Source organism: Bacteroidales bacterium (assembly GCA_013141385.1).
GTDB lineage: Bacteria > Bacteroidota > Bacteroidia > Bacteroidales > Tenuifilaceae > UBA8529.
Genome location: JABFRB010000014.1, coordinates 212,607 through 225,011 on the forward strand (window position 1 = coordinate 212,607; position 12,405 = coordinate 225,011).

Annotated in this window: 15 protein-coding genes; 7 read left to right on the forward strand and 8 right to left on the reverse strand. The window is 35.7% G+C overall.

What is annotated here, in order from left to right; genetic code table 11:
- Positions 1-64: 64 nt before the first annotated feature.
- From porV to HOO91_07520, 3 genes are all read left to right on the forward strand, one after another.
- Positions 65-1,255 (forward strand): type IX secretion system outer membrane channel protein PorV, encoded by a 1,191-nt coding sequence (porV, locus tag HOO91_07510; protein NOU17387.1) that lies wholly within the window; start codon positions 65-67, stop codon positions 1,253-1,255.
- Between the two features lie 16 nt (positions 1,256-1,271).
- Positions 1,272-1,751 (forward strand): 2-C-methyl-D-erythritol 2,4-cyclodiphosphate synthase, encoded by a 480-nt coding sequence (locus tag HOO91_07515; GenBank protein NOU17388.1) that lies wholly within the window; start codon positions 1,272-1,274, stop codon positions 1,749-1,751.
- A gap of 87 nt (positions 1,752-1,838) precedes the next feature.
- The gene (locus HOO91_07520) at positions 1,839-2,204 is read left to right on the forward strand and encodes a CoA-binding protein (protein ID NOU17389.1); all 366 of its coding nucleotides are present in this window, start codon (positions 1,839-1,841) and stop codon (positions 2,202-2,204) included.
- Between the two features lie 3 nt (positions 2,205-2,207).
- Here HOO91_07520 and HOO91_07525 read toward each other — a convergent pair whose 3' ends face one another.
- Complete coding sequence (locus HOO91_07525) at positions 2,208-2,618, reverse strand: hypothetical protein (GenBank protein NOU17390.1); 411 nt, start codon at positions 2,616-2,618, stop codon at positions 2,208-2,210.
- Positions 2,619-2,628: 10 nt separating this feature from the next.
- Entirely contained in the window at positions 2,629-4,644 is a 2,016-nt protein-coding gene (locus HOO91_07530; protein ID NOU17391.1) for a urocanate hydratase, read from the reverse strand.
- Positions 4,645-4,797: 153 nt separating this feature from the next.
- Between HOO91_07530 and HOO91_07535 the strand changes: the two genes are divergently transcribed.
- The 4 genes from HOO91_07535 (at position 4,798) to HOO91_07550 (ending at position 7,054) form a co-directional block, all read left to right on the forward strand.
- Complete coding sequence (locus HOO91_07535; protein ID NOU17392.1) at positions 4,798-5,391, forward strand: LemA family protein; 594 nt, start codon at positions 4,798-4,800, stop codon at positions 5,389-5,391.
- A 114-nt stretch (positions 5,392-5,505) separates the two neighbouring features.
- Positions 5,506-5,943 (forward strand): TPM domain-containing protein, encoded by a 438-nt coding sequence (locus HOO91_07540; protein ID NOU17393.1) that lies wholly within the window; start codon positions 5,506-5,508, stop codon positions 5,941-5,943.
- A 13-nt stretch (positions 5,944-5,956) separates the two neighbouring features.
- Positions 5,957-6,733, forward strand: a complete 777-nt coding sequence (locus HOO91_07545) for a TPM domain-containing protein (protein NOU17394.1) — start codon at positions 5,957-5,959, stop codon at positions 6,731-6,733.
- 171 nt (positions 6,734-6,904) lie between these two features.
- Positions 6,905-7,054, forward strand: a complete 150-nt coding sequence (locus HOO91_07550; protein ID NOU17395.1) for a hypothetical protein — start codon at positions 6,905-6,907, stop codon at positions 7,052-7,054.
- A 62-nt stretch (positions 7,055-7,116) separates the two neighbouring features.
- Here the strand turns inward: HOO91_07550 and HOO91_07555 are convergent, their stop codons facing one another.
- The 6 genes from HOO91_07555 to HOO91_07580 are packed head-to-tail and all read right to left on the reverse strand — an operon-like array spanning position 7,117 to position 12,400.
- On the reverse strand, positions 7,117-7,890 hold the full coding sequence (locus tag HOO91_07555) for a hypothetical protein (GenBank protein NOU17396.1): 774 nt from the start codon (positions 7,888-7,890) through the stop codon (positions 7,117-7,119).
- Between the two features lie 7 nt (positions 7,891-7,897).
- Positions 7,898-8,992 carry a Nif3-like dinuclear metal center hexameric protein gene (locus HOO91_07560; protein NOU17397.1) on the reverse strand — a complete coding sequence of 365 codons (1,095 nt, stop codon included), beginning with the start codon at positions 8,990-8,992 and terminating at the stop codon, positions 7,898-7,900.
- Positions 8,993-9,010: 18 nt separating this feature from the next.
- Entirely contained in the window at positions 9,011-9,346 is a 336-nt protein-coding gene (locus tag HOO91_07565; GenBank protein NOU17398.1) for a MerR family transcriptional regulator, read from the reverse strand.
- Positions 9,347-9,350: 4 nt separating this feature from the next.
- Entirely contained in the window at positions 9,351-10,394 is a 1,044-nt protein-coding gene (locus HOO91_07570) for a CapA family protein (GenBank protein ID NOU17399.1), read from the reverse strand.
- 6 nt (positions 10,395-10,400) lie between these two features.
- Positions 10,401-11,372, reverse strand: a complete 972-nt coding sequence (locus HOO91_07575) for a M23 family metallopeptidase (GenBank protein NOU17400.1) — start codon at positions 11,370-11,372, stop codon at positions 10,401-10,403.
- A 53-nt stretch (positions 11,373-11,425) separates the two neighbouring features.
- Positions 11,426-12,400 carry a M23 family metallopeptidase gene (locus tag HOO91_07580; protein ID NOU17401.1) on the reverse strand — a complete coding sequence of 325 codons (975 nt, stop codon included), beginning with the start codon at positions 12,398-12,400 and terminating at the stop codon, positions 11,426-11,428.
- Positions 12,401-12,405: the final 5 nt, after the last annotated feature.

Below are 12,405 nucleotides of genomic sequence, written 5' to 3' on the forward strand. Positions count from 1 at the left end.
CTATTCGTTCTCTTCGGTATTAATCATTTATTAAATTTGCCACCTATTTATAATAAAAAAGATCATGTTTGCACTTAAAAAAAACCTCCTTGTAACTTTTACGCTATTTGTATTAAGTTGTTCGATAACTAACGCCCAATTCGACAGTACAATTTCAATTAACGGGGGAATAAATGCACTCCGTATTGCTGTCCCTTTTCTAACAATTGCACCCGATTCACGATCTGCTGGTTTGGGAGATGCTGGAGTAGCAACAACCCCTGATGCAAACTCCCAGCACTGGAATCCAGCAAAACTTGCATTTATAGATAAGGAGTATGGTTTCTCCTTTTCCTATACTCCATGGTTACGAAATCTAGTAAACGATATAAACCTTACATATCTTTCTGGTTTTTATAAAGTAGATAAAGAGCAAACAATTAGCGGTTCGCTGCTTTACTTTTCAATGGGTGAAATTACTTTCACTGATAATTCTGGTAACCAAACAAAAAAGCACAACCCAAATGAATTTGCATTCGATTTTGCTTACTCTCGCAAGTTTGCTGACCTAATATCTGGAGGTATTGCATTTAGATATATTCGTTCCGATCTAACCGGAGGATACTCACAGCAAGGATCATCTTCATCAAAAGCAGGAAGCACATTTGCTGGGGATGTCTCCATGTATTATAAACAGCCTCTTTCAATCGACAAAAAGAATGCTGAGGCAGCCTTTGGTCTTAACATATCAAATATAGGTGCAAAAATATCCTATAACGATGCAAACAAATTTTTTATACCTATAAACTTAAGATTGGGTGGACGTTTTTCAATGGATTTTGATCAATATAACAATATGTCTTTTATTCTTGATGCTAATAAACTTTTGGTACCAACGCCACCTTTATATAACTCAAGCAACCAAATTATTAAAGGGAAAGATCCAGATGTTTCAGTTCCACAAGGCATGATTCAATCTTTCTATGATGCGCCAGGTGGAATGAAGGAAGAGTTACATGAAATTAGCTACTCACTTGGTTTTGAGTACCTTTATTCAAAACAATTTGCACTAAGAGCAGGTTATTTTACCGAGGATAAAACCAAAGGAAATAGAAAATATTTCACCCTTGGCGCTGGATTAAAATACAACATTCTAAACCTTGATTTTGCTTATCTAATCCCACAATCGGGTCAAAATAACCCAATGGCAAATACCGTTAGATTCACTTTATCATTCGATTTTGAAAAGGCAACAAAACAGAATAGCAGAGATTAATTTTTAATTGCTATACATGAAAATCAGAATTGGCTTTGGTTACGATGTCCACAGACTTGAATCAGGCTATCCTTTTTGGTTAGGAGGAATTCACATTGAACATGTTAAGGGCTCAGTTGGCCATTCTGATGGAGATGTTCTTATTCATGCAATATGTGATGGTTTGCTTGGTGCTGCCAACCTAAGGGATATTGGAATTCACTTCCCTGATACTGATAAAACCCTTAAAGGAATTGACAGTAAGATTCTTCTTAAGCAAACCTTAGATCTTGTTAAATCTAAAGGATTTCAGATAGGAAATATCGATTCAACCATCTGTCTTCAAAAGCCAAAGATTAAGGATCTAATTCCCGAAATGCAAAAAATTTTGGCTAGTGTTCTTGAAATCTCCTCTGAAGATATTTCAATAAAAGCCACAACTACTGAAAATTTAGGTTTTGTTGGAAAAGAGGAAGGCATTGCGGCATATGCTGTTGTCCTTCTATCAAAAACATAATCTCAATCACTTCAATATTATTATCTTTAGATTTTTATTCAAAATTTGAATCTCTGTCTATATTATTGATATTTAGCCCATTTTGATATGGATTATAAAACTTTAGTGATTAGTGCTAGCACAAATCCTTCGCGTTTCTCATATCTTGCCATTAAAAGTTTAATTAAACACAATGTTGATGTTGTTGCTGTTGGTCTAAAGGAGGGAGAAGTTGAAGGAGTAAAAATTATGCTTGGGAAACCTTTTATTAATGACATCCACACTATCTCTTTATATCTTAATCCACTGAACCAAACAGATTATTTAGATTATTTTATCTCCCTTAAACCCAAAAGAATAATATTTAACCCTGGCACTGAAAATGGGGAGTTAATGAAATTAGCAAGGCTACATAAAATTGAAGTTGTTTTCGATTGTACTCTAGTGATGTTGAATAATGGTAGCTATTTTTAGTAGTTATTGCTTATAATAATAAGCAGTAACATAATTATCGTTTACATTTTGACCTGAGACATTGTAAGACCAATTAATTATTTTTAGATTTTTGCTTACCATCCCTTTGCCAGAAACGTTATACAAACCATCAGTAAATATTACCCTTAGAGTTGAATCCTTCAACTGAGCATATGTTTCAAAATCAAATCCCAAGTTGTGAAAATTATATATAATGAAATAGGTTGAATCGTACCTGCCACCAGCTCTATCTATGCTCACAGAATATTGGCGAAAGTTATTACCATTTTCTTCTCTACATCGCCATGCACCAGTAATTGAGTCGCCATTTCCACCAGAAAACTTCTCGCATGATGAGTAAGCAAAGGCTATCATTACTCCCAAAGGAATAAAGTATTTGGTAATATTCTTCATATTTAAAAAATTAACCATTTATCACCTTATTAATGATATCATCATCTGCAATATTGGGTATTGTAACCTTCAATGAAGGGGTTCGTTCCATTTCCCGCTGAATAGCGAAGATAGCTCCTTCATTACGAGCCCAACTACGGCGTGCAATCCCATTGTTAACATCCCAAAGAAGCATCATTTTTAGTCTACGATCTGCATCAGCAGAACCATCGAGAGTCATTCCAAAACCGCCATTTATTACTTCGCCCCAGCCAACTCCACCCCCATTATGGATTGAAACCCAAGTAGCACCTCTAAAAGAGTCGCCAATCACATTCTGAATTGCCATATCAGCAGTATAACGTGATCCATCATAGATATTTGAAGTTTCCCTGTAGGGTGAATCGGTTCCTGAAACATCATGATGATCTCTACCAAGTACTATTGGAGCTGAAACCTTACCCGCCTTAATTGCATTATTAAAAGCCTCTGCAATTTTTATTCGACCTTCGGCATCGGCATAAAGTATTCGTGCCTGCGAACCCACAACCAACTTATTCTGCGATGCCTCTTTAATCCAATGTATATTATCCTGAAGCTGATTGGTTATCTCCTTGGGAGCTGTTATTGCAATCTTTTCGAGTACCTCCGCTGCTATTCTATCAGTCACCTCCAAATCCTTAGGATCTGAAGATGTGCAAACCCAACGGAATGGTCCAAAACCGTAATCAAAAAACAATGGACCCATAATATCTTGAACATATGACGGGTACTTAAAATCTCCATTCGGTTTTAGAATATCTGCACCAGCACGACTACTCTCAAGCAAAAAAGCATTTCCATAATCGAAGAAGTACATCCCCTTCGCTACCATAGCATTAATAGCCTTTACATGACGACGAAGACTTTCATAAACTTTATCCTTGAATAGCGATGGGTTTTCAGCCATCATTTTAACAGATTCCTCAAAACTAATGCCTGCAGGATAATAACCACCTGCAAATGGGTTATGAAGTGATGTTTGATCGCTTCCCAAATCGATATGAATATCCTCTTTAACAAATCGCTCCCATAAATCAACTATATTCCCAAGATATGCAAGCGATACCCCCTCCTTGTTTGCAACAGCTTTTTTAATTCGAGGCATCATTTCATCAAGGTTTTCAAAAACTTCATCAACCCAACCCTGACTATGTCGAGTATGCAATGCTTTTGGGTTAACCTCTGCGATTATACCAATCATTCCAGCAATTACAGCAGCCTTTGGCTGAGCACCAGACATACCTCCAAGCCCAGATGAAACAAAAATCTTTCCTCTTAAATCTGTCTCCCCTGCTCTCATATGCATCCTACCAGCATTCATAACAGTTATTGTTGTTCCATGAACAATACCCTGAGGGCCAATATACATAAATGAACCTGCTGTCATCTGACCATATTGAGTTACTCCTAAAGCGTTGTAACGTTCCCAATCATCCTTGCTTGAATAGTTTGGTATCATCATACCATTTGTTACCACAACTCTTGGAGCATCCTTATGCGATGGAAAAAGTCCCATTGGATGTCCAGAATAAAGAATCAGAGTCTGCTCATCTGTCATCTCTGCAAGGTACTTCATGGTAATTAGGTACTGCGCCCAATTTTGAAATGCTGCACCATTACCTCCGTAAGTGATTAACTCATGCGGGTGCTGAGCAACAGCATAATCCAAATTATTGCTCAACATTAGCATGATTGATGCGGCTTGTATTGATTTATGAGGAAAATCGTTGATACTACGAGCATATATCTTGTAATCAGGTCTAAAGCGGTACATATAAATCCTACCGTATTCCTTTAATTCTTGCGCAAACTCCTCTGCCAAAACGGCATGATGCTTAACTGGAAAATATCTAAGAGCGTTTTTAATTGCTAACTTTTTCTCATCAAGAGTTAATATCTGTTTACGCTTTGGCGCATGGTTAACTGTTGTATCCCATGCTTTTGCCATAGGAAGTTCTTCAGGAATTCCCTGAAGTATTACTTTGCAAAAATCCTCTTTGGTCATATTTATTTTGATAAGAATGATTATCGATTTCTTTTACAAAACTACAACAAATTAGGGGAAAATAGATGACACCATGTCTCATTTATCGCTAAATCATTTTTAGCATGTAATTTGATAAATACATGTATATTTGAAAACTAAATAATTACAAAAATGAAAAAGTGGATTATTCTTGGGGCTATCATCCTTGTGGTGATTCTAATTTACTCATCAATTAAAGGCTCATACAATAATATGGTTCAGAAGGATGAGGCTGTTAAGTCACAATGGGGAACCGTAGAAAGTGCATATCAACGAAGAATGGATTTAATCCCAAATCTTGTCAATACTGTAAAGGGATACGCTGATTTTGAAAAAACTACCCTAACCCAAGTAATTGAAGCAAGAGCAAAGGCTACTCAGGTTTCCATTAAACCAGAAAATCTTAATGCTCAAAGCATGCAGCAATTCCAAGCAGCTCAAGGGCAGCTAAGTGGTGCTTTATCTCGTCTTTTAGTTACCGTTGAGCAATACCCAAATTTAAAGGCTAATGAGAATTTTCTCGATCTTCAGAAACAACTTGAAGGAACCGAAAATCGCATTGCTGTTGAGCGTCGCAAATTCAATGAGTTAGCTCAAGATTACAATACCTATATCCGATCATTTCCAAAAAATATTTGGGCTAACATGTTCGGATTTGAGAAAAAATCATATTTCGAAGCTGAGCAAGGAGCAGAAAAAGCACCAAAAGTTAATTTTGGCAGCTAGTATATAAAGAAACAAACTTGCAAGTAGCAAGTAACAGGGCATAACTTCAGTTACTTGCTACTTGATTATTACATTAACATATTTTTATTGCCATTCCAACTAATACCTTATACTATGCGACCAGTTGACCATTTTACTAAAGAGCAGCAAAAGCAGATAGTTGAAGCTATCAAGCAGGCTGAAAATAACACCTCTGGCGAAATTCGTATTCATATCGAGAAACAATGTAAGGTTGACGTTCTCGATCGTGCAGCAAATATCTTCGCAAAACTCAAAATGCACAAAACACAACTTCGTAACGGTATGCTGTTCTACCTATCAATTGATGATCGCAAGTTTGCCATATTGGGTGATGCAGGAATCAATGCCAAAGTTCCTGAAAATTTCTGGGACTCAGTTAAAGAGGCTGTACTTGAACAGTTTAAAGTCGGCAACCAAACGGAGGGCTTAATAAAGGGTATCATAATGGCTGGCGAAAAGTTAAAGATTCATTTCCCCTACCAGAAAGATGATGTTAATGAACTATCAGACGAAATCTCATTCGGTAAATAAAACTCCTAAAATGATGAAAAATATTAGAAATATTTTACTATTCGCTCTTGTTTTATCCTCATCAATACTTTTTGCACAGGAGTTACCTGCACCAATGAATCCTCGTCGTATGGTAAACGACTTTGTTGGATTACTTAATCAAAATGAATGGGCTAGTCTTGAAACGAAACTACGTAACTATAACGATTCCACTTCAAATCAGATAGCAATAGTTATTGTTAATGATTTTCTTGGATTCGACAAATCTGATTATGCTTTTCGACTTGCGGAGAAATGGGGCGTTGGAGGAAAAGGTAAGAATAATGGCGTAATGATAATAATTAAACCTAAGGTTGGCAATGAAAAAGGAGATGCTTTTATTGCAATTGGTTATAGTTTAGAGGATGTAATTCCTGACATTACAGCAAATCAAATTGTTAATAGAGAGATGATTCCCTCCTTTAAAAAAAATAATTTCTACCAAGGGCTTGATGATGCAACTACAACTATTATTAACCTTGCAAAGGGAAAATTTACCGCCGATCAATATAATAAAAGAAAATCATCATCAAAGGGTGGCGGAACAATCATATTTATAATAATTATTATTGTCCTATCTCTGATCTTTAGAGGAAACTCACGAAACAGGGGGAATACCATAGGAAGTAATATCCCCTTCTGGCTTGCATTGGGAATGCTCTCAAGTGGTAGCCGTGGTGGTGGGTTCGGCAATTTCTCATCAGGTTCTGGAGGATTTGAAGGATTTGGTGGTGGAAGTTTTGGCGGAGGAGGTGCTGGCGGAAGTTGGTAGGTAAAATTTATTTTGTAATATTTAACCACATAAAATCCTTAGAATAAATAGTTACAAGAAATTTTAGTGTTATGAAAGCACATTAAACAATCAAAAAAAAGTTTATATTTGATAAAACTTATAATAATTATTGATATGAAAAATTTAAATGTTTTAAGTCAAGAAGAATTAATGAGATTATTTGGCGGTACTATAGGCAGTACTGATTCTTTATCAGCAGATGAAGTAGGAGTAACTCCATCAAGCCCTTCTAATGATGGTGGTTTTACCGGTGGGGGTGGTGGAAGTTTTGGTGGAGGCGGTGCTGGCGGAACATGGTAATTAAGAAAGCGAAAAATAAAAAAGGCGGGTTTCCCCGCCTTTTCATTTATATGAAGTTAATGTTATCCTTCCTGATTTTCTGAAAAACCATCATCAACAAGAATTCTTCCGCAATACTCACAAACGATGATTTTTTTACGAATCTTAATATCTAGTTGACGTTGAGGTGGAATCTTATTAAAGCATCCTCCGCAAGCATCACGCTTAACCGTAACTACGGCTAAACCGTTCCGAGCATTTATTCTAATTCTTTTGTATGCAGTGTAAAGACGACTTTCAATCATCTCAGTGTAAGCCTCTGAACGTCTATTAAGTTCATCCTCCTCCTTTTGAGTTTCAGCAATGATATCGTCTAACTCTGTCTTTTTGTTCTTAAGATCAATGGATCGTTCATTAAGTAAACCTTTAGCCTGATCAATTGCTTGTTTCTTTTCTTTAGCCTGCTGTGTAAATTCACGAATCCTCTTTTCACAAAGTTCAATTTCTAGTTTCTGGTACTCAATCTCCTTTGACAAGGAATCAAATTCGCGATTATTACGGACGTTACCCTGCTGTTCTTCGTATTTCTTTATATGGTTTTCAGCATCCTTAATTTCCTGCTTCTTACGTGTACCTTGACTCTCGATCTCTTCAACTTCTTTATGAAGATTACCAATTCGGGTTTCAAGTCCTTCAATTTCATCTTCAAGATCTTGAACTTCTAATGGAAGTTCACCCCGAAGTGTCTTGATATCATCAACCTTAGAATCAACTGTTTGAAGTTCATAAAGAATTTTCAATTTCTCCTCAACTGAGAGTTCAGTGGTCTCAACGGGCTTGTTTTTTTCTACTGCCATACCTTACTTATATGTAATTAATTGGGTTGGTTTTTATTTCTGATTTGAGAATTGCAAATTTAGGGAATTTTTTCAATAGATATTCATAAAAAATATCTACTGTAAATTGTTCGCTCTCAAAATGGCCAATATCTGCAATTAATATTCTATTCTCAGCATCAAAAAATTGATGATATTTAATATCTGCCGTAATAAAGATATCTGCATCAGCTGCTATTGCCTGCTTAATAAGAAATGCCCCACTTCCACCACAGAATGCAACTTTTTGAATATTTTTTCCAAGGCAATTCGTATGGCGTAACAACTGAATTTTAAAAATTGTTTTAACAATTTTTAAGAAATCTGTCTCGGATATCGGTTTTTTTAATTCGCCAATCATTCCTGATCCCGCTTTAGAAAAAGAATTTAGTATAGGATAAATATCGTAAGCAACCTCTTCGTAGGGATGAGATGAAATCAGATCTCTTACTACTCTTGAAATTCTTGATTTAGGCACAACTACCTCAATTCTCACCTCGGGTTCAACGTGAAACTTCCCTTCACTTCCCACATATGGATTAGTGCCCTCACCTGCCCTAAATGTGCCTTTACCATCCATATTAAAGGAACAATAGTCATAATTTCCAATATGCCCAGCACCAGCCTCAAACATAGCTTGTCGAACTCTCTCCGCATCATTTGTAGGCACAAATGTAACTAGTTTAATAAGTTCTCCTTCCAGGGGTTGAAGGAATTTTAAATTAGTGAGTTTTAAAAGTTCTCCAATCCGAGAATTTACACCACCCTCAATATTATCGAGATTTGTGTGCGCAGCGTAAACGGCTATATCATTTTTAATTGCATGTATAATAGCTCTTTCAACATAACTTTTTCCTGTTATTTTTTTTACACCATTGAATATTAATGGGTGATGTGCTACTATTAAGTTTAAACCTTTTGCATGTGCCTCTTCAATTACCTCAGGGGTAACATCCAGGGTAACAAGTATACCTTTTAATAGACTTTCAGGGTTACCAATTAGCAACCCTGAATTGTCATACGATTCTTGATACGATATTGGAGCAAGTTGCTCCAATGAAGCAGTAACATCTGATATAATCATAGGTAAAAAAGGATGATGCTATAACTCTTCCCTGATCTCAAGAAGCATTTCCTTAATCTTCTTTAGAGAATCAACTATCTCATAATTATGAATTGTATCTTGCCTATTTTCAGCTAATTTTTTCTTTGCACCCTCAAGTGTTAGCCGCTGATCTTTGACAAGATGGTGAATTAACTTGAGATTCTCAATGTCCTCTTTTGTGAAAAAGCGATTCCCTTTTTTGTTTTTATGGGGTTTAATGATATCAAAATTTTTCTCCCAAAATCTTATCAACGAAGCGTTTACATCAAACATCTCGGCTACTTCACCAATTGAGTAGTAGAACTTCTCAACTTTTTTTTCTTTATAGGGCATATTGTCACTTTAATTTAATTGAACCATCTTCGCCTATCTCTAACGGGCTATCAGGAAAATCTTCCGCAGACAACTTTCGAATAAGCAATGCTGCTCTCCTCGACGAATCAATTGAAATACCAGATCCATAATCCTGAATGAATGAATGGATTTTCCCTTTTACAAATTGTCCCTTTTTATTTATAAAAATATCAATTAGGGGAGCGTAACCGTTAACACCACTCACATTTATTCTACCATATGTGCAAAAATTCCCCAAGCTAAAAGCAATAAAACGATTTTTGTATAAATATAACCCACGAGGCACATGAGGCCCATGTCCAATGACTATATCTGCCCCACAATCAATAGCCATTTTCGAAAACGCATAAACATCACCCCTATTCTCGCCTAAATAAACTTCTTGTTCTTTTTTTACATGTTGGTAGTTTTTACCTTCTGCTCCTCCATGAAATGAAACAATCACAATATCGGTTTCTAACTTAAGCAATGTAACTATCTCTTTTACTTCACTGTAATTATTTATATTATTAGTTCCAGTAATTGGCGAAAATGCGGTAAACCCAAACCTAACTCCATTTATTTCAAATTTACAAAAAGAATGATTGGTTGTACCTGCTGCATTCAAATTAAAACTATTTACCAATCGATATGTTGATTCAACACCTGCTAATCCAAAATCGTAAATATGATTGTTTGCTAAACTAAAAAGGTTAAAACCCACATCTGCAATGCATTTAAAATACATTTCAGGTGTTTTAAAAACATAACAATTCATTGTATCTCTACAATGTTTACTTACAATACCAGTATTTAAAAAAGATCCCTCAAGATTACAAAAGGCGACTGTAGCATTTTTAATGATATCCTTGGCTGGCTCCAAAAGAAAATAAGGAGCATCAGCTGTCATAGGCAAAAATGCTGTAGATGGATAACTTGTACCCAAGTTAACATCCCCAGCGGCAACAACTCTAATAAGGGTATCGGTTTGTCCAATTGATAGGTTAATCCAAAAGACTCCTAAAAAAAAAATAGTTATAATTCGCATTTATGTCTAATCAAAACTTTGAGTGGATTGAGAGGAAATTTCAATAAGTTTCGAATACTCCGCTGGAGTAAGGTCGTTAAAGTAGAAGTTAATAGGATCAATGGGATTATCATTAAGTCTTACCTCATAATGAAGGTGTGGAGCTAAACTCATACCCGTATTTCCAACAAGACCTACTACAGCACCACGTCTTACCTTAGTACCAGGACTTACCAATATTTCACTTAAATGAGCATATAGCGTTTTGTAACCAAACCCATGATCGATAATTACAGTATTACCATACCCTCTTTTTGATCTATCAGTATCAAAAACAACACCATCACCCGTAGCATAAACTTCAGTTCCAGAAGGGGCTGTAAAGTCCATACCAGCATGCATCTTTAGCACTTTATAAAATGGGTGTATTCTCAAACCAAAAGGTGAAGCAACACGGGTAAGATCCTTATTCGAAATTGGCTGTATATTAGGCACGCAACGAACCATTGTCTCCTTATTTTTCGCCAACTCAATAATTTCATCAAATGATTTTGATTGGCTTTCCACCAGTTTAGATAAAATACCCAATTTTTTTGCCGACTCAACAACAATATCTGAATTTGATAAATCTTCCAATTCTGAATATCTATCTACACCTCCAATACCAGCAGTTCTGATTGATAAAGGAATAGGTTCAGCCTCAAAAATTGTACGATAAATATTTGCATCGCGTTGTTGAATATCCTTAAGTACTGCTTCTACCTGCCCATACTTCCCATTAAGAATTTCAAACTGTAATAGTAACTCTTGCCTTTCACGTTTCAAACCACGTTCTTTAGGAGTATCGAAAAAAGAAGTATAAATGGAATAATAAGTTATCGTAATAACAATGGTTGCCATCAAGTAAGTAATCCCTTTAAAGAATTTTTCTTTAAGCGATGGTCTTACCCTAATAAAACTAAGTGTTTCGTGATTAAACCTATATTTACTCTTAGACATGTGTAAATCAAAAATATTTATTCAAATTTAATGAAATCAAAAGGAAGTAATTTCTAATTATCATCGTTAGAGTAACTTTCAGTCTTTCCAATAGTTGCGTATTTTACCATTTTATCGTAATCCTCCATGGTAATATCGTTGAAATAGTTAATAGGATCTGTAGAAGAATTTCTCAACAAAACCTCATAATGCAAATGAGGGCCTGTACTTCTTCCTGTATTTCCAAGTAATCCAACTACCTGACCACGCTTAACTTTATCACCTGCCTTAACATCGATTTTGCTAAGGTGAGCATACCGGGTTTTATATCCAAACCCATGGTCAACAACAATATTTTTCCCATAGCCATCGAATGTATACTCTGCTAAAATTACAACGCCATCCCCTGTAACATGGATTGGAGTACCGATTGAACCAGTAAAATCAATGCCATAATGCATCTTAAGTCTGTGCGTAAAAGGGTCGGATCTAAATCCAAAGTATGCAGAAATGCTTTTAAGCGAAACTGGTTGAATTGCAGGAATACATTGTGTCATAGCCTCTTTATTCTTTGCTAAAATAGTCACCTCATCAAAAGACTTTGACTGAACATAAACCCTCCAGCTAAGCCTATCGAGCATAGTAAATGTCTTAACAAGTAAATCGGCATGTTGATATTTTTCAAAACCATTATATCTATTAACACCACCATAACCGCCTTCTCTAAGTGAAGAGGAAATGGTATCTGCTTCAAAAATTGCTCTGTAAATATTATTATCCCTCTTTTGAAAATCATTTACCAAACTTCCCTTTTCTTGAATTTTTCTTTGAAAAAGATCGTACTTAAGAATAATGTCGGCTATGTCTCGCTTAATATTTTTTTCCTTAGGGGTATCTAAAAAAATCGAATAGATATAAGTTAAAGTGGCGGCTATAGTTATGTTAACTAATAAATGAATTGCTATCTTTGCAATCTTTTTACGTAAAGGATGGGAAATGACGTCAAATTTTAATGTGTGCGAATTAAATCGATATTTTATCTTTGCCATCTCTT